This is a genomic window from Streptomyces sp. NBC_00443 (genome assembly GCF_036014175.1).
Taxonomy (GTDB): Bacteria; Actinomycetota; Actinomycetes; order Streptomycetales; family Streptomycetaceae; genus Streptomyces.
In genome coordinates this window covers 3,453,414-3,470,267 of the sequence record NZ_CP107917.1, presented here as the reverse complement: position 1 = coordinate 3,470,267, position 16,854 = coordinate 3,453,414, and the positions used below count along the sequence as shown (strand labels likewise).

At 69.1% G+C, this 16,854-nt stretch carries 16 protein-coding genes; 11 read left to right on the top strand and 5 right to left on the bottom strand.

Annotated elements, in window-relative coordinates:
* Window positions 1-6: 6 nt before the first annotated feature.
* The gene (locus tag OHO27_RS15335; protein WP_328430446.1) at window positions 7-702 is read right to left on the bottom strand and encodes a class I SAM-dependent DNA methyltransferase; all 696 of its coding nucleotides are present in this window, start codon (window positions 700-702) and stop codon (window positions 7-9) included.
* 187 nt (window positions 703-889) lie between these two features.
* On the opposite strand from OHO27_RS15335, the gene OHO27_RS15330 reads away from it, so the two are divergent.
* The 10 genes from OHO27_RS15330 to OHO27_RS15285 all read left to right on the top strand — a co-directional run bounded on the left by OHO27_RS15330 (window position 890) and on the right by OHO27_RS15285 (window position 12,484).
* Window positions 890-1,207: a hypothetical protein gene (locus OHO27_RS15330; protein WP_328424234.1), complete on the top strand. Its 318-nt coding sequence runs from the start codon at window positions 890-892 to the stop codon at window positions 1,205-1,207.
* A 435-nt stretch (window positions 1,208-1,642) separates the two neighbouring features.
* The gene (locus OHO27_RS15325) at window positions 1,643-2,863 is read left to right on the top strand and encodes a M20 family metallopeptidase (protein ID WP_328430445.1); all 1,221 of its coding nucleotides are present in this window, start codon (window positions 1,643-1,645) and stop codon (window positions 2,861-2,863) included.
* 573 nt (window positions 2,864-3,436) lie between these two features.
* On the top strand, window positions 3,437-4,492 hold the full coding sequence (locus OHO27_RS15320) for a BMP family lipoprotein (protein WP_328424232.1): 1,056 nt from the start codon (window positions 3,437-3,439) through the stop codon (window positions 4,490-4,492).
* A gap of 292 nt (window positions 4,493-4,784) precedes the next feature.
* Window positions 4,785-5,831, top strand: a complete 1,047-nt coding sequence (locus OHO27_RS15315; RefSeq protein WP_328424230.1) for a BMP family lipoprotein — start codon at window positions 4,785-4,787, stop codon at window positions 5,829-5,831.
* A 219-nt stretch (window positions 5,832-6,050) separates the two neighbouring features.
* Window positions 6,051-7,637 carry an ABC transporter ATP-binding protein gene (locus OHO27_RS15310; RefSeq protein ID WP_328424228.1) on the top strand — a complete coding sequence of 529 codons (1,587 nt, stop codon included), beginning with the start codon at window positions 6,051-6,053 and terminating at the stop codon, window positions 7,635-7,637.
* On the top strand, window positions 7,637-8,761 hold the full coding sequence (locus tag OHO27_RS15305; RefSeq protein WP_328424226.1) for an ABC transporter permease: 1,125 nt from the start codon (window positions 7,637-7,639) through the stop codon (window positions 8,759-8,761). The genes OHO27_RS15310 and OHO27_RS15305 overlap by 1 nt, the downstream gene beginning before the upstream one ends.
* Window positions 8,758-10,032, top strand: a complete 1,275-nt coding sequence (locus OHO27_RS15300; RefSeq protein ID WP_328424224.1) for an ABC transporter permease — start codon at window positions 8,758-8,760, stop codon at window positions 10,030-10,032. The genes OHO27_RS15305 and OHO27_RS15300 overlap by 4 nt, the downstream gene beginning before the upstream one ends.
* The gene (locus tag OHO27_RS15295; RefSeq protein WP_328424222.1) at window positions 10,029-10,436 is read left to right on the top strand and encodes a cytidine deaminase; all 408 of its coding nucleotides are present in this window, start codon (window positions 10,029-10,031) and stop codon (window positions 10,434-10,436) included. Before OHO27_RS15300 ends, OHO27_RS15295 begins: the two co-directional genes overlap by 4 nt.
* A 90-nt stretch (window positions 10,437-10,526) precedes the next feature.
* Window positions 10,527-11,804, top strand: a complete 1,278-nt coding sequence (locus OHO27_RS15290) for a thymidine phosphorylase (protein WP_328424220.1) — start codon at window positions 10,527-10,529, stop codon at window positions 11,802-11,804.
* Between the two features lie 95 nt (window positions 11,805-11,899).
* Complete coding sequence (locus tag OHO27_RS15285) at window positions 11,900-12,484, top strand: Uma2 family endonuclease (RefSeq protein WP_328424218.1); 585 nt, start codon at window positions 11,900-11,902, stop codon at window positions 12,482-12,484.
* Window positions 12,485-12,487: 3 nt separating this feature from the next.
* On the opposite strand, the gene OHO27_RS15280 is transcribed toward OHO27_RS15285, so the two are convergent.
* Entirely contained in the window at window positions 12,488-13,408 is a 921-nt protein-coding gene (locus OHO27_RS15280; RefSeq protein ID WP_328424216.1) for an AEC family transporter, read from the bottom strand.
* 175 nt (window positions 13,409-13,583) lie between these two features.
* On the opposite strand from OHO27_RS15280, the gene OHO27_RS15275 reads away from it, so the two are divergent.
* Window positions 13,584-13,970 (top strand): STAS domain-containing protein, encoded by a 387-nt coding sequence (locus tag OHO27_RS15275; RefSeq protein ID WP_328430444.1) that lies wholly within the window; start codon window positions 13,584-13,586, stop codon window positions 13,968-13,970.
* Here the strand turns inward: OHO27_RS15275 and OHO27_RS15270 are convergent.
* From OHO27_RS15270 to OHO27_RS15260, 3 genes are all read right to left on the bottom strand, one after another.
* Window positions 13,854-14,873, bottom strand: a complete 1,020-nt coding sequence (locus OHO27_RS15270) for a sigma-70 family RNA polymerase sigma factor (RefSeq protein WP_328424214.1) — start codon at window positions 14,871-14,873, stop codon at window positions 13,854-13,856. The genes OHO27_RS15275 and OHO27_RS15270 overlap by 117 nt on opposite strands.
* Before the next feature lie 189 nt (window positions 14,874-15,062).
* Complete coding sequence (locus tag OHO27_RS15265; RefSeq protein WP_328424212.1) at window positions 15,063-15,428, bottom strand: ATP-binding protein; 366 nt, start codon at window positions 15,426-15,428, stop codon at window positions 15,063-15,065.
* Window positions 15,429-15,566: 138 nt separating this feature from the next.
* Entirely contained in the window at window positions 15,567-16,730 is a 1,164-nt protein-coding gene (locus OHO27_RS15260) for an adenosine deaminase (RefSeq protein WP_328424210.1), read from the bottom strand.
* Window positions 16,731-16,854 lie beyond the last annotated feature (124 nt).

The window sequence follows — 16,854 nt, the reverse complement described above, 5'->3', positions numbered from 1 at the left end:
GTCAGGTCACGGCTGCTTGCGGGCCAGGACGAACGCACGGGGGCGCTTCTCCCCGTCGACCGGTTCGCGCAGCACGCGGGCCTGGACCGGGAGGCCCGACTTGCCCAGGTGGGCGGCGACCGTGTCCGGGGTGCGCCAGTAGTAGTCGAGCGAGATCTCGTGGCCGAAGCGCTCCGAGAGGTGGAGGTGCTCCTCGTCGCCGTCGGGGCTGCCGGACTGGAACCCGAGGAGTACGTGCCCGCCGGGGACCAGAACGCGGTGGAACTCGGCGAAGGTGGCGGCGAGGTGCTCGGTCGGGATGTGGATGACCGAGTACAGCGCGAGGATCCCGCCCAGTGTCTGGTCCGGGAGGTCGAGGGACGTCATCGAGCCGACGTGGAACCGGAGTTCGGGATGCGCGCGACGGGCCAGGGCGACCATCCGCGGCGAGAGGTCGACTCCGAAGACCGGTATGCCGAGGTCGTCGAGGTGGGCGGTGACGTAGCCGGGGCCGCTGCCGAGGTCGGCGACGGGGGCCGGGACGTGCTCGCGGGCGAGTTCGGCGAAGGCGGTGACGAGGGATCGGTCCAGGGGAGTGCTGTCGGCCGGCCAGTCGGAGAAGCGGTCCGTGTAGGCCGGGGCTATCGCGTCGTAGGAGGCCCTGGTGGCTTCGAGAAAGTCGGCGTTCTCTGCGTACTCGGCGTTGTGGGGGCTCGCGGGGATCTGAGGCTTCCGGCGTTTGTCGGCGGTCACGGGGCACACCCTAGCTCCAGCGTTTCCTGGTCCATCTTCGGTCTCGTCCTGTTCATCTGCTGGGCACGTCCCCGAATTTGGGAATTCGGCATATCCTCGAACGCGCATACGGGGTTCGGGGGATATCCATGCGGATGCTGGGGGCGCAATGAGACGCATGACGGCCGATGCGCGCGACATCATGGTCACAGCTCAGGAGGTCGCCAGGCTTCGAGATGCCGTGCAGCTCGAAGTGAGAGATATCGCGTTGGCCGCGCTGATCCGTCACTTCCTCCGGGCGTCGGAAGAAGTGGAGGGCCCGGGGGTTCCGTCGCTCTCGCCGGAGCAGCTGCCGATGGCCGATGATGTGCGGGAAATCATGACTGCCGGAGAAGGCGACCTCCGGAATCTCGACCTCGTCGAGTTGGCACGGCGGGATGAATCCGAACTCTCCGGTTATTTGGGTCATGTGCGGCGGGCAATAGAGGGTCTCTGATTCCGTCGGGCCCGTCGCTCGCGGCCTCCTCGCCGGCGCCGCCGTTTGGCTGCTGCCCCGCGCTACCGGCACCTCGCGGTCCTACCCGACCCGCCCGCATCCGGAAAATCCGAAAAAGTCCGGAACGTCCGACGGTAATCTGCCCTCAGGGCAGTGGCGACACCGTGCCCCGGAGTCGACGTATCGCCGACGCCCGGCTCCGACAGGTGAACAGAACCGACGGGACGGGGCTGAACGTGGTATCCGTGAAGGAGGGAGATCCTCACTCTCCGTCGATTTCATGATCGACTCGGCGGAGTTGGGCGAGTTTACCCGCCTAAATCGATACCTACGCGTCGGGCGGCCAGATTTTCTTCCCCAAACGGGTTGAACTTTTGTTGATCGAGGGTCAGTTGGCCACCTCGGCGTCCTACCCTTTAGAGGGTGAACCAACTGATGTCCTCCGAGTCCGAGTCCGATCAACCCGGGGAAGCCGCCCTTCCCGGCACCTTGCCGGAGGCGCTCCGTGCCGAACTCATCGAGTTCCGGCGCGACTTGCACATGCACCCGGAGCTCGGCAACCAGGAGTTCCGTACGACCGCCGCGATCAAGGGCCGCCTGGAGAAGGCCGGCCTCAGGCCCCGCGTGCTCGACTCCGGAACCGGGCTCATCTGTGACATCGGGGAGTGGGACGGCGAGCGGCCCATGCTCGCCCTGCGCGCCGACATCGACGGCCTGCCCATCCCGGACACGAAGAGTGAGTGCTCGTACCGCTCGACCGTGCCGGACCGGGCGCACGCCTGCGGGCACGACGTGCACACGACCGTGGTGCTGGGCACCGGCCTGGTCCTGGCCGAGCTGCACAGGCGCGGGCAGCTGCCCCGCCCCGTCCGCCTCCTCTTCCAGCCCGCCGAGGAGGTCCTCCCCGGCGGCGCCCTCGACGCCATCAAGTGCGGGGTGCTCGAAGGGGTCGGCCGGTTCCTCGCCCTGCACTGCGACCCCAAGGTGGACGCCGGGCAGCTGGGCCTGCGGGAGGGCGCCATCACGTCCGCCTGCGACCGGCTGGAAATCGCCCTCGACGGGCCCGGCGGGCACACGGCCCGCCCCCATCTGACGACCGACCTGGTCACCGCCGCCGCCCGGGTCATCACCGACGTGCCCGCGGTCGTCGCCCGGCGCGCCGACGCCCGCAGCGGCCTCTCCGTGACCTGGGGCCGGATCGAATCCGGCCACGCGCCCAACGTCATCCCCCAGCACGCCGAGCTCTCCGGGACCGTGCGCTGCCTGGACCTCGACACCTGGCGGCAGGCGCCCGATCTCGTCGTCGCCGCCATCGACGAGGTCGCCAACCTGCACCGCGCCAAGTCGGAGATCAACTACGTCCGCGGCGTCCCGCCCGTCGTCAACGACCCGGACTCGACCGAGCTGCTGCGCGCCGCCATGACCGCACGCCGCGGTGCCGACTCCGTCGAGAGCACCGAGCAGAGCCTCGGCGGGGAGGACTTCTCCTGGTACCTGGAGCACGTGCCCGGTGCCATGGCCCGGCTGGGGGTCCGAGTGCCCGGTGACCGGATCGGGCGGGACCTGCACCAAGGGGACTTCGACGTGGACGAGTCCGCCATCAAGGTGGGCGTGGAGCTGTTCACGGCGGCAGCGCTGCTCGACGCCGCGGGTTAGGCGTGGCCCGGTCGCCGTAGGGGGCTGCGGCCGTGTCGCGGCCGCAGGCCCGTCGTGGCTGGTGGCGCCCGCGCGGCGGAGCCGCATGTCGACACAGTCCCGCACCCCTTTGTGGCGTTGCCGTGCAAGGTGTGGGCACGACCCGCCGCGCTCGACGCCCCCGGGTCAAGCGGCCCCCAGTCGCCGTAGGGGGCTGCTGACCTGTGGCGGCCGCAGGCCCGTCGTGGCTGGTGGCGCCCGCGCGGCGGAGTCGCATGTCGACAGAGCCCCGCGCCCCCGTGCGGCGTTGCCGCGCACGGCGTTTCACCCGGCCGGCCGCTCCGCTTGCGGGCGGCGCCGGGCGGGGGGAGCCTTGCCCCATGGCGGGCGGTCCTGAGCGCCATCGTGGCGAAGGCACCACCGGTGCAGTTGCCCCATGCGTGCCTTTCGATCCGGTGGTTCACAAGGACGTAACCGGCCATCGGCACGAATGGATAACGGCCAGGCGAAACCCCGTTCCCAGGAGTGTCTACGCGCGTTAATGTGCGCCGAACTCAGCACCCACTGCGGGGCTTGGAGAATGGGGACTTCACGATGCGTCGAACATCCAAACTGGCCCGTGTCGCGGTGGGGGTCGCGTCGATCGCGCTCGCTGCCACGGCCTGCGGTGGTACCAGCAGCGACAGCGGCAGTGACAGCGACGGCAGCGGCGACACCAAGGGTCTCGCCATCGCGTACGACATCGGCGGCAAGGGCGACCAGTCCTTCAACGACGCCGCGTACGCCGGTCTGCAGAAGGCCCAGAAGGAGTTCAAGTACAAGACGGCCGACATCGAGCCCACCGAGGGCGAGACGGACGCCGACAAGGAGCAGCGCCTGGCCTCGCTGGCCAAGCAGGGCTACAACCCGGTGATCGGCGTCGGCTTCGCCTACGGCCCCGCGATGGAGGCCGTGGCCAAGAAGTACCCGGACACCACCTTCGGCATCGTCGACTCGGTGGTCGAGGGCGACAACGTCACCTCCCTCGTGTTCGCCGAGGAGCAGGCCTCCTACCTGGCCGGCGTCGCCGCCGCCAAGGCCACCAAGACGAACACGGTCGGCTTCATCGGCGGTGTGGACATCCCGCTGATCCACAAGTTCGAGGCCGGCTACAAGCAGGGCGTCCAGGACACCAGCGGCGGCAAGGTCAAGGTCCTCTCGCAGTACCTGACGCAGACCGCGGAGGAGGGCGGCTTCTCCAGCCCCGACAAGGGCAAGGCCGCCGCCGAGGGCCAGATCGAGAAGAACGCCGACGTCCTCTACCAGGCGGCCGGTCTGTCCGGTCAGGGCGTCATCGAGGCCGCCGCGAAGGCCAAGGTCTGGGCGATCGGCGTCGACTCCGACCAGTACGACCAGGCCGCCCTGGCTTCGTACAAGGGCTACATCCTGACCTCCGCGCTCAAGGACGTCGGCGGCGCGGTCTACGCGCTGGCCAAGTCCGTCGAGGACGACAAGCCGCTTACCGGTACCCAGACCTTCGACCTGAAGGTCAACGGCGTCGGCCTGTCCGAGTCCAACCCGGAGTTCGCGAAGATCGCGGGCCTCTCGGAGGCCGTGGCGAAGGCCAAGGAGGGCATCATCGACGGCTCGATCAAGGTCAAGACCGAGTAGTCACGGTCGTTGCACAGCGTCCTACGACGTCGTACGGCTGATGAAGCGGGCGGGCATCCGAGGGTGCCCGCCCGCTTCGCCGTTCCCGGCCCTCCACCTCCACTCCCGCTTTGCTTTCGGCAAGCCCCGGGTCAAGGTCGCGCGTTGACTTGGCCACGGGCGCATAACAAGGTGGACAGAAGGGGTTTTCAGGTTGGTCTACGCGCGTTAATCTGCGGCGGAAGCCAGCGCCGTTGCTGTGAAGCTGTACCGAGCTGTACCGTCCGGCGCTTGTACTAAGGAGCACCTACACATGCGCCGGATTTCCCGGATAACGGTCGCAGGCGCAGCGACCGCCTCCCTGGCCCTCGCGCTCTCCGCCTGCGGCGGCACCTCGACGTCCGCCTCGTCGGACTCGAAGGGCAACAAGGGCCTCGCCATCGCGTACGACGTCGGCGGCAAGGGCGACCAGTCCTTCAACGACGCCGCGTACGCGGGCCTGGAGCAGGCGAAGAAGGAGTTCCAGTACGACACGGCCGACGTCGAGCCCACCGAGGGTGAGACGGACGCCGACAAGGAACAGCGCCTGGCCTCGCTGGCCAAGCAGGGCTACAACCCGGTCGTCGGTGTCGGCTACGCCTACGCGGCCGCCGTCAAGGGCGCCGCGGAGAAGTTCCCCGACACCACCTTCGGCATCGTGGACGACTCCACGGTCGAGTCGAAGAACGTCGCGGACCTGGTCTTCTCCGAGGAGCAGGCCTCGTACCTGGCCGGTGTCGCCGCCGCCAAGAGCACCAAGACGAACACGGTCGGCTTCGTGGGCGGTGTGGACATCCCGCTCATCCACAAGTTCCAGGCCGGCTTCGAGCAGGGCGTCAAGGACACCAACCCGCAGGCCAAGGTCCTCAGCCAGTACCTCACGCAGACCGCGGAGGAGGGCGGCTTCTCGAGCCCTGACAAGGGCAAGTCGGCCGCCGAGGGCCAGATCGAGAAGAAGGCCGACGTCGTCTACGCGGCCGCCGGTCTGTCCGGCCAGGGTGTCATCGAGGCCGCCGCCGCCAACAAGGTGTGGGCGATCGGTGTCGACTCCGACCAGTACAAGCAGGAAGCTCTCGCCAAGTACAAGGACTCGATCCTGACCTCGGCGATGAAGGACGTCGCCAAGGCGGTGTACAACCTGGCGAAGTCGGTCGAGGACGGCAAGCCCGAGACCGGTATCGTTCGTGGCGATCTGAAGACCGGCGAGGTGAGCCTGTCGAACTCCAACCCGAAGTTCGCGGACAACACCGAGCTGCAGGACGCCATCAAGACGGCCAAGGAGAAGATCATCAGCGGCGAGATCAAGGTCAAGTCCAGCTGATTGAAGCAAGACCCTGAGCAGCGGTAACCCCGGGGTTACGTCCGCTCAACGGGGTACGGGGAGGCTTTCCGAGGGCTTTCCCCGTACCCCGTTGTTCGCGGTGCGTCGGCCCCTTTCAGGCCATAGGGGCGCTACGCGCGTAGACGACCCCCGTCCCCAGGAGAGTGCGCCATCAACGCGTCCAGCAGCCCTCCGGCCGGAGCGGCGGTCAACGGTCAGGTGACCGCCGTCGAACTCGCCGGGATCACCAAGCGTTTCCCGGGCGTCGTGGCCAACCACGACATCCACCTCACCGTCCGCAAGGGCACCGTCCACGCCCTCGTCGGCGAGAACGGCGCAGGCAAGTCGACGCTGATGAAGATCCTCTACGGCATGCAGAAGCCGGACGAGGGCACCATCGCCATCGATGGCCGGCAGGTCACCTTCTCGTCGCCGGCCGACGCCATCGTGCGCGGCATCGGCATGGTGCACCAGCACTTCATGCTCGCCGACAACCTCACCGTCCTCGAGAACGTCGTGTTGGGCAGCGAGAAGCTGTACGGCATCGGCGCCAAGGCCCGCCGCAAGATCAAGGAGATCTCCGAGCGCTACGGCCTCGGCGTGGAGCCCGACCGCCTGGTCGAGGAGCTCGGCGTCGCCGCCCGCCAGCGCGTGGAGATCCTCAAGGTCCTCTACCGCGGCGCCACCACGCTGATCCTCGACGAGCCCACGGCCGTCCTGGTGCCGCAGGAGGTCGACGCGCTCTTCGACAACCTGCGCGAGCTGAAGGCCGAGGGCCTGTCGGTCATCTTCATCTCCCACAAGCTCGGCGAGGTCCTCTCCGTCGCCGACGAGATCACCGTCATCCGCCGCGGCACGACGGTCGGTACGGCGGTCCCCGCCGAGACGACCCCGCGCCAGCTCGCCGAGATGATGGTGGGCAGCGAACTGCCGACGCCGGAGACGGCGGAGTCGACGGTCACCGACCGCCCGGTCATCACCGTCGACAAGCTGCGCCTGGAGGCGGTCGGCGGCAAGGCCCTGCTGGACGACATCTCCTTCACCATCCATGCGGGCGAGGTCCTGGGCATCGCCGGCGTCGAGGGCAACGGCCAGACCGAGCTGGTCGACGCGCTCATCGGCCTCAAGGGCGCCGACTCCGGCACGATCACCCTCGCCGACGAGGAGATGACCGGCTGGACCACCCGCAAGCGCCGCGAGCAGGGCATCGGCTACATCCCCGAGGACCGCCACCGCCACGGCCTGCTCCTGGAGGCCCCCCTCTGGGAGAACCGCATCCTCGGCCATGTCACCGAGAAGCCCCTCGCCAAGGGCGTCTGGCTGGACCCGAAGGCCGCGCAGCAGGACACCCGCCGCATCGTCGAGGCGTACGACGTCCGCACGCCCGGCATCGACGTCACCGCCGCATCCCTGTCCGGCGGCAACCAGCAGAAGCTGATCGTCGGCCGCGAGATGAGCCACAAGCCTCGTTTCCTGATCGCCGCGCACCCGACCCGTGGTGTGGACGTCGGTGCGCAGGCCGCGATCTGGGACCACATCCGTGAGGCCCGCCGCGAGGGCCTGGCCGTGCTGCTGATCTCCGCCGACCTGGACGAGCTGATCGGCCTGTCCGACACCCTCCGCGTGATCTACAACGGCAAGCTGGTCGCGGACGCCGACCCGGCCACCATCACCCCGGAGGAGCTCGGTTCGGCCATGACCGGTGCCGCGACCGGTCACCTGGAACACGAAGAGACCCCCGAGACCCCGGCAGACACCCCCGAGATCCGCAAGGCTCCCGAGTCTGGCGAAGACGAGGCCCGCTGATGAAGAAGTTCGACAAGGAGCGCGTGCTCCTCGCTGTGGCCGGACCGGTCATCGCGCTCGCCGTGGCCTTCGCCCTGACCTCGATCGTGCTGATCGCGTCGGGCCAGAACCCCGTCGAGCCGTACACCCTGATGTTCGAGCAGCTCTCGTTCTCCGACATCCAGGTCCTGATCATCAACCAGGCCTCGCTGTACTACATCGCGGCACTCGCGGTGGCCATCGGCTTCCGGATGAACCTGTTCAACATCGGCGTCGACGGCCAGTACCAGCTCGCCGCCATGATGGCCGCGATCGTCGGCGCCCACGCGAACCTGCCGGCCGCCCTCCAGGTTCCGCTGCTGCTCCTCACCGCCGTCTGCACCGGCGCCTTCTGGTCCGGCATCGCCGGTGTCCTCAAGGTCACCCGCGGCGTCAGCGAGGTCGTCGCGACGATCATGCTGAACGCGATCGCCACGTCGGTCATCGCCTACCTGTGGCTGCCTAACGTCTTCGGCGTCAAGGTCGGCAACAACAACACCACCGGCGAGATGCACGAGTCCGGCTGGGTCCCCGGCATCAGCATGGGCGACGCCGGCGAGATCTACGGCCTGGTCTTCCTCGCCGTCCTGCTCGGCATCGCCTACTGGATCGTTCTCAACCGCACCCGCTTCGGCTTCGACCTGCGCGCCTCCGGCGCCTCGCAGACCGCCGCCGCGGCCAGCGGTGTCGACCCCAAGCGCATGGTGCTCACCGCCATGCTGCTCTCCGGCGGTCTCGCGGGCCTCGCCGGTCTGCCGATCCTGCTCGGCGACACCCACACGTACAGCCTGAACTTCCCCACCGGCATCGGCTTCCTCGGCATCGGTATCGCGCTGCTCGGCCGCAACAGCCCCGTCGGCATCGCGTTCGCCGCCCTGCTGTGGGCCTGGCTCGACAAGGCCTCGCCCGAGCTGGACTTCCACGGCTACGACAAGGAGATCGCGGTCATCATGCAGGGCCTGATCGTGCTCTCGGTCGTCGTGTCCTACGAGGCCGTCCGTGAGTGGGGCCTGCGCCGCCAGCAGCGCCAGGTCGGCGCCGAACTGGCCGCCGGTCACGTCCTGGGCGCCGACAACAACACCACGAAGGAGGTGGCTGGCCGATGACCGCCCCGACCTCGGCGACCGACGTCAACCAGCCCACGCTGCAGCCCGCGGCACCGACCGGCCGCCGCCTCTCGTGGCCCGTCCTGCTCCTGGTCATCGCCGGAGCCCTGGCGCTGACCTCGATCGTCCGCATCATCACCGGCGCCGACGGCATCACCAACGTCAGCCAGATGTCCACCGCGCTCCAGCTCGCCGTGCCGATCGGCCTCGCCGGTCTCGGCGGTCTGTGGGCCGAGCGGGCGGGCGTCGTCAACATCGGCCTCGAGGGCATGATGATCCTCGGCACCTGGTTCGGCGCCTGGGCCGGCTTCCAGTGGGGTCCGTGGACCGGTGTCGTCGTCGGCATCATCGGTGGCTGCATCGGCGGCATCCTGCACGCCATCGCCACCATCACCTTCAGGGTCAACCACATCGTCTCCGGTGTGGCGATCAACATCCTCGCCCTCGGCGTCACCCGCTACCTCGCGCCGCTCGCCTTCGAGGGCCACGCGGGCGGCTCCGCCAAGCAGTCCCCGGCGATCGACTCCCTCGGCCACTTCACCGTGCCGGGCCTGTCCGACGGGCTCAGGGACCTCAACAACCAGGGCTGGTTCTTCATCTCGGACATCGCCGGTCTGCTCGGCGGTCTGGTCACCAACGTCTCCTGGCTGACCCTGATCGCCATCGCGATGATCCCCGGCACCTGGTGGATCCTGTGGCGCACCGCCTTCGGTCTGCGACTGCGTTCCTGCGGTGAGAACCCGGTCGCGGCGGAGTCCCTCGGCGTGAACGTCTACAAGTACAAGTACATCGCCGTGATCATCTCCGGCGGCCTGGCGGGCCTCGGCGGCGTCTTCCTCTCCATCGTCGCCAACCCCTTCTACCTGGAGGGCCAGGTCAGCGGCCGCGGTTACATCGGCCTCGCCGCGATGATCTTCGGCAACTGGATGCCGGGCGGACTCGCACTCGGCGCCGGCCTGTTCGGCTACACCGACAGCCTCAACCTGCGTGGCGGCTCCACGAACGTCCACGCCCTGCTGCTGCTCGGCGCGCTCCTGCTGATCATCGGCGCGATCTGGCTGGTGATCCGCAAGAAGTACGCCCCGTCGATGATCACCGCGGTGGTCGGCGCCCTGGTGTACACCTGGTACGCCACCACCAACGAGGTGCCCAACCAGGTCGTCTCCGCCACGCCGTACGTCGTCACGCTCGTCGTCCTCACCTTGTCCGCGCAGCGCCTGCGGATGCCGAAGGCGGACGGCCTGCCGTACAAGAAGGGGCAGGGCAAGTGACCCCGGCCGCCTCCCACGACGTCGACTGGGACAAGCTGCGCGCGGCGGCCCGGGACGCCATGTCCCGCGCCTACGCGCCATACTCCGGCTACCCGGTCGGCGTCGCGGCCCTGGTCGACGACGGCCGTACGGTCACCGGCTGCAACGTCGAGAACGCGTCGTACGGCGTCGGCCTGTGCGCCGAGTGCGGTCTGGTCTCGGAGCTGCAGAACACCGGGGGCGGCCGCTTGACGCACTTCACCTGCGTCGACGGCGAGGGCGACGTCCTCGTCCCCTGCGGCCGCTGCCGCCAGCTCCTGTACGAGTTCGGCGGCCCGGGTCTCCTCCTGGAGACCCCGGCAGGCATCCTGCCGCTGTCGGAGATGCTGCCGCAGGCCTTCGGGCCGGGCCACCTCAGAAAGTAACTCCTGTGCGGCCCTTCCGAGTTGCTCCAGTGAGCCGCTCGGAGGGGCCGTGCCGTTTCCGAAAGTTCGGCCGGAAGGAAAGTCATGGCCATGGACGCAATCTCTGTCATCCGCACCAAGCGGGACCGCGGTGAGCTCAGCGACGAGCAGATCGACTGGGTCATCGAGGCGTACACCCGCGGGGAGGTCGCCGACGAGCAGATGTCCGCGCTCGCCATGGCGATCCTGATCAACGGCATGAACCGCCGCGAGATCGCCCGCTGGACGGCGGCGATGATCGCCTCCGGCGAGCGTATGGACTTCTCGTCGCTGTCCCGCCCGACGGCCGACAAGCACTCCACGGGCGGCGTGGGCGACAAGATCACGCTACCGCTGGCGCCCCTGGTCGCGGCCTGCGGCGCGGCCGTCCCCCAGCTCTCGGGCCGGGGCCTCGGCCACACCGGCGGCACCCTGGACAAGCTGGAGTCGATCCCGGGCTGGCGCGCCCTCCTCTCGAACGAGGAGATGCTGTCGGTGCTGGACGGCACAGGCGCGGTGATCTGCGCGGCGGGCGACGGCCTGGCCCCCGCGGACAAGAAGCTGTACGCGCTGCGCGACGTCACCGGCACCGTCGAGGCGATCCCCCTGATCGCCTCGTCGATCATGTCGAAGAAGATCGCGGAGGGGACCGGCTCCCTGGTCCTGGACGTGAAGGTCGGCACGGGTGCCTTCATGAAGACGATCGAGGACGCGCGCGAGCTGGCGTCCACGATGGTGGGCCTGGGCACCGACCACGGCGTCAGGACGGTCGCCCTCCTCACGGACATGTCCACCCCGCTCGGCCTCACCGCGGGCAACGCCCTGGAGGTCCGCGAGTCGGTCGAGGTCCTGGCGGGCGGCGGCCCGGCGGACGTCGTGGAACTGACCATCGCCCTGGCCCGCGAAATGCTGGACGCGGCCGGCGTGAAGGACGCCGACCCGGCCAAGGCCCTGGCAGACGGCTCGGCGATGGACGTCTGGCGCCGCATGATCGCGGCCCAGGGCGGCGACCCGGACGCGAAGCTGCCGGTCGCGCGCGAGCAGCACGTCATCAAGGCCCCGTCCTCGGGCGTCCTGACCCGCCTCGACGCCTACGGCATCGGCGTCGCCGCCTGGCGCCTGGGCGCCGGACGCGCCCGCAAGGAGGACCCGGTCCAGGCCGGCGCGGGCGTCGAACTCCACGCCAAGCCCGGCGACACGGTCACCGAGGGCCAGCCCCTGCTGACCCTGCACACGGACACGCCGGAGCGCTTCGAGTACGCGCTCCAGTCGGTGGAGGGCTCGTACGACATCGCGGGGGCGGGGACGGACTTCACGGCTTCGCCGGTGGTGTTGGAACGTATCGCCTGACCAGGCGATCTCCCTTTCGGGTGAACGGGATCGGTGGACCCCCACCGGTCCCGTTCGGCATGCTGGGATCGGTGACGCACCGATAGGAGACCGCCATGAGCGCACTCACCGTGAGCCAGGACCCCGACCAGAACTGGGACGACCTCGTCCGGTACTGGGAGGAGATGGAATGGCCCGAGGGCAGCAAGGTGGAGATCATTGAGGGGATCATCACCGTGTCACCTGCTCCCGCGTCCCGCCACAACGTGATCGCGGAACGAATTCAGCGTCGCCTCTACTCCGCGATCCCCGAGGACTGGGGGATCTTCCAGACGCTGGCGATCGCCGTGCCGTCACGTCTGGGCATGCTCATCCCTGACCTGCTCGTGGCTCCCGTGCAGGAGTGCGCGGAGGCGGAATCCCATATCCCGGCAGCCTTGGCCGAACTCGTCGTCGAGGTGACCTCCAAGTCCAACGCCCACCACGACCGCGTCAGCAAGCCCGCCGCTTACGCCACCGCCGGGATTCCGCTCTATCTGCTGATCGACCGCTGGGCTCCAGGAGGGCCCACCGCCACGTTCTTCGGGGAGCCGAAGGGCGATGTGTATCGGGTGTTGAGCGCCGTGAAGTTCGGTGACCCCATCAAGCTGCCGGACCCGTTCGACGTGACGATCGACACCGGCGAGTTCCCGGTCGACTGATCGTCAGCCCAGCAAAGCCGCAACCACCACCAGCACCGGCACCGAAATCACCGTCGACAGCAGGATCGAGTCCCGCGCCAGCCGCTCGCCCACCCCGTAACTCGACGCATACGTATACAGGTTCTGCGCTGCGGGCAGTGCCGACGTCACCACCACGTCGAGCAGCGGAGCGCCCCTCAGGCCGAACACCCCCGCCGCCAGTGCCCAGGCCGCCGCCGGCTGGCCGACCGACTTCAGGGCGACGGAGAGAAACACCGGATGCCGGTCAGGCCCCCGGCCCGGCATCGTGCTGCCGCACAGGGAGATGCCGAAGGCCAGCAGGACCGCCGGGACCGACATGCCGCCGATCAGGGTCAGGGGGTCCAGGACGGGGGCCGGGACGCGCAGTCCCGTCGCCGACACCGCCACGCCCGCAAGTGAGCCGACCGCGATCGGGTTGCGCAGCGGGGTCAGCAGGCGGCGCCACAGCGGGCCCTTCCCGCCCCCGCCGGACAGGTCGAGGATCGTCAGGAGGATCGGGGTGACCCCGACCAGCTGGAACAGCAGCACCGGCGCCACCAGCGAGGCGTCGCCCAGGACGTACACCGCGATCGGGATGCCGAGGTTGCCGGAGTTGACGTAACTGGAGCACAGCGCGCCGATCGTCGTACGGCCCACTCCCCAGCGCCGTACGACACCCACCGCGACGAAGACGCCGGCCGCCGCGGCGGTGCTCAGGGCGGTGACCAGGAGGCGGCTGGAGAAGATCACCGAGAGGTCGGTCTGCGCGAGTGTGGTGAACAGCAGCGCCGGGGACGCCACGTGGAAGGCCAGCTTGGTGAGGACCTCACGGCCGTGGTCGCCGAGGTAGCCGCGTCGGCCGATCGCATAGCCCACCCCGATGACGACCGCGATCACCGCGAAGCCCGTCAACACCCCCTGCACGGCACCACCTTGGCGGAAAGGAAACCGCAGGCCATTCGGGGAGGTGCTGATACGTGGGGCATACAGGCAACCCTCCGGGGAAGGAGGGCACCGGGTCAATGTGATCCCGGCAGGCGGACACCCCACGGCGCACGGACACCGGGCGGCGCGCGACGGACGGGAGCCTCCGGCCGCGATGAGTTATCCGTCGCCGTCCGGTCTACCGATCGTGGATGCCATGACACCCGCTGTACTCGTGCTGGCCGGCCCCGTCACCCGGGATGAGGTGGCAGGGCTGTGCGACGACGTGCGGTCCCGGCTGGAGGCCGGCAGAGCGGGCGTCGTGGTGTGCGATGTCGGAGGGCTCGGACCACCCGGACTGGGCACCGTCGACCTGCTGGCACGGCTCCAGCTCGCCGCCCGGCGGGCCGGGGGCCGGATACGGCTGCGCGACCCCGACCCGGCGCTACACGCCCTCCTCGACCTGGTCGGCCTCCGCTTCGAGGTGGACGGGGAGCCCGAACAGCGGGAACCAGCGCTTGGTGTCGAGGAAGCAGTGGAACCCGGTGATCCGGCCGTCTGAGACCTCCAGGACCTGCACCGCCCACGGGGTGAAGCCGCCCGCCTCCGGGTCCGGCTTGTACTGGGCGAAGCCCGGCAGCCCGTTGACCTGGACCGGCAGCAGACGCGAGCCCGCGCAGGGGGCGCCGAGCGTCGTCATGAAGCCCGTGATGTCCTTGACGCCGGTCAGCCACAGGTCGAACGGCGGCATCGTCATGATGGCGTCCTCGTGGAGCAGGGCCGTGAGCGCCGTCATGTCGTAGCCCTCGAAGGCCGCGACATACCGCTCCAGGAGCTTTTGCTGCTCCTCGTCCAGCGGATCGGAGACGGCGGCCTCGCCGCCCGGCTGCTGCTGCTCGGCGAGCGTGGCGCGTGCCCGCTGCAACGCGCTGTTGACCGAAGCGACCGTCGTGTCGAGCAACTCGGCGACCTCGCTCGCCTTCCAGGCCAGCACCTCGCGCAGGATCAGCACCGCCCGCTGCTTGGCCGGCAGCTGCTGCAGGGCGGCCATGAAGGCGAGCCGCACCGTCTCCTTGGCGACCGCGGCCTCCGCCGGGTCGTCGGTGCCGGGCAGCACTCGGTTGTCCGGCATCGGCTCCAGCCAGGTGTTGTCCGGGCGGGGCGAGAGCGCCGCCTGCGCGAGCGGGGTCGACTCCGTGAGGTCCATGGGCCTGGCTCGCTTGTTGCCGGCCGTCAGCATGTCAAGGCACACGTTCGTCGCGATGCGGTACAGCCACGACCGGAGACTGGAGCGCCCCTCGAACTTGTCGTAACTCCGCCAGGCGCGGACCATCGTGTCCTGCACCGCGTCCTCGGCCTCGAAGGAGGAGCCGAGCATGCGGTAGCAGTACCCGGTCAGTTCGACGCGGTGTTTCTCCAGCCTGACGTCGAGGTCCGTTGTCGTAGTCGCCGTGCCGTCGCTCATCGTCCACCCACCCCTGGCCGTATCCCGAAGTGCGCCTCATCGCGCCCAACACTTCGGAAGCTACCGCAGCCCACTGACAATGGCCCCCGGAGCGAACAAAGCAGCAGGTCGGAAGGGCCGATGACAGGCCGCTGGGGCGCACCCCATGTCCATGGGGGCGCCCCAGCGTTGTGGTTCGGGGGATGCGGCTCAGGCGAGCGGCAGGCCGTTCAGGGGCAGGCCCTGGGCGGGCAGGGTCTGCAGCGGCAGACCGCCGAGCAGCCCGGTCGGGCCCGCCGCCAGCACCTGCTCGGCGGCAGGCTGGGCCGCGGCCAGACCGGCGCCGAGCGCCTCCTGACCCTGAGCCAGCCCCGCACCCCCCTGGGCGAGGCCCGCACCGGCGGCGGGCGCCGCCTGGGAGAGGTTCTCGGCCGGGAGCGTCCTGGTGACGGTGTCCAGCGCCGAACCGGCGGCGTCCGGGGCGACCGGCGCGGCGTTCGCGGCACCCGCACCGGCGGCGGCGAAGGCGGCACCGAGAGCGGCGACACCGAGGGTCTTGGCAGCAGACTGCTTCATGAAGGTAAGTCCTCGAAATTCGTTACGGGGTTGTGAGCGGTTGTCGACCGTAAACACGCCCCGCACGCCACCGCAAACATCGAAATGCGGACGGATTGTGAATGGCGTCCGCATTCCGTGTGCGCGGAGAACTCCCGGTCAGTCCTCTTCGCCCTCAGAACCGCTGGTAGAGCTGGTCTGACGGAACAGCCATTCGGACTTGAGTTCGGCATATCCGGGCTTGATCACGTCATTGATCATCGCGAGTCGTTCATCGAAAGGAATGAACGATGATTTCATCGCATTGACGGAGAACCACTGCATGTCATCGAGCGTGTAACCGAATGCCTCGACAAGATGCTCGAATTCCCGGCTCATGCTGGTGTGGGACATCAGGCGGTTGTCGGTGTTCACGGTGGCGCGGAAGTGCAGGCGCCGCAGGAGACCGATGGGGTGCGCGGCGTACGAGTCGGCTGCCCCTGTCTGGAGATTGGAGCTCGGGCACAGCTCCAGCGGGATGCGCTTGTCCCGGACGTACGAGGCGAGGCGTCCGAGCTTCACGGAGCCGTCGGACTGCACCTGGATGTCGTCGATGATGCGCACCCCGTGCCCCAGCCGGTCGGCGCCGCACCACTGCAGGGCCTGCCAGATGGACGGCAGACCGAAGGCCTCGCCCGCGTGGATGGTGAAGTGGTTGTTCTCGCGCTTGAGGTACTCGAAGGCGTCCAGATGCCGGGTCGGCGGGTGGCCGGCCTCGGCGCCCGCGATGTCGAAGCCGACGACGCCCAGGTCGCGGTAGCGGTTGGCGAGTTCGGCGATCTCCAGCGCGCGGGCGGCGTGCCGCATGGCGGTGAGCAGTGCGCCCACGCGGATGCGCCGGCCGTTCTCCCGGGCGATCCGCTCGCCCTCCCGGAAGCCCTCGTTGACGGCCTCGACGACCTCTTCGAGGCTGAGTCCGCCCTCCAGGTGCTGTTCGGGCGCATACCGCACCTCGGCGTAGACGACCCCGTCCTCGGCGAGGTCCTCCGCGCACTCGCGCGCCACCCTGACGAGGGCGTCGCGGGTCTGCATCACCGCGACGGTGTGGGAGAAGGTCTCCAGGTACCGCTCCAGGGAGCCGGAGTCGGCGGCCTCGTGGAACCACACGCCGAGCTTGTCGGGGTCGGTCTCGGGGAGCTGGGTGTAGCCCGTCTCGCGGGCGAGCTCGACGATCGTGCCGGGACGGAGCCCGCCGTCGAGGTGGTCGTGCAGCAGAACCTTCGGCGCCCGGCGGATCTGGTCCGAGCTCGGGGTGTTCGCCTTCGGGGCAGTCTCGCTCGTCATTTTCGCACTCTAACGCCTACGCGCGTAGATCGCTCCCTCATCGCTGACTTCTCTGCCGCCGTCGCTCATTTCTCCCCCGGTGTACGCATCCGTCTGGTGTACGAATCCGTCGATACGTAACGGT

Coding starts and splice junctions, on each gene's coding strand:
- OHO27_RS15330 (WP_328424234.1), top strand. CDS start 890: ATGACGGCCGATGCGCGCGACATCATGGTCACAGCTCAGGAGGTCGCC.
- OHO27_RS15325 (WP_328430445.1), top strand. CDS start 1,643: ATGTCCTCCGAGTCCGAGTCCGATCAACCCGGGGAAGCCGCCCTTCCC.
- OHO27_RS15320 (WP_328424232.1), top strand. CDS start 3,437: ATGCGTCGAACATCCAAACTGGCCCGTGTCGCGGTGGGGGTCGCGTCG.
- OHO27_RS15315 (WP_328424230.1), top strand. CDS start 4,785: ATGCGCCGGATTTCCCGGATAACGGTCGCAGGCGCAGCGACCGCCTCC.
- OHO27_RS15305 (WP_328424226.1), top strand. CDS start 7,637: ATGAAGAAGTTCGACAAGGAGCGCGTGCTCCTCGCTGTGGCCGGACCG.
- OHO27_RS15300 (WP_328424224.1), top strand. CDS start 8,758: ATGACCGCCCCGACCTCGGCGACCGACGTCAACCAGCCCACGCTGCAG.
- OHO27_RS15290 (WP_328424220.1), top strand. CDS start 10,527: ATGGACGCAATCTCTGTCATCCGCACCAAGCGGGACCGCGGTGAGCTC.
- OHO27_RS15285 (WP_328424218.1), top strand. CDS start 11,900: ATGAGCGCACTCACCGTGAGCCAGGACCCCGACCAGAACTGGGACGAC.
- OHO27_RS15275 (WP_328430444.1), top strand. CDS start 13,584: ATGAGTTATCCGTCGCCGTCCGGTCTACCGATCGTGGATGCCATGACA.
- OHO27_RS15270 (WP_328424214.1), bottom strand. CDS start 14,873: ATGAGCGACGGCACGGCGACTACGACAACGGACCTCGACGTCAGGCTG.
- OHO27_RS15265 (WP_328424212.1), bottom strand. CDS start 15,428: ATGAAGCAGTCTGCTGCCAAGACCCTCGGTGTCGCCGCTCTCGGTGCC.
- OHO27_RS15260 (WP_328424210.1), bottom strand. CDS start 16,730: ATGACGAGCGAGACTGCCCCGAAGGCGAACACCCCGAGCTCGGACCAG.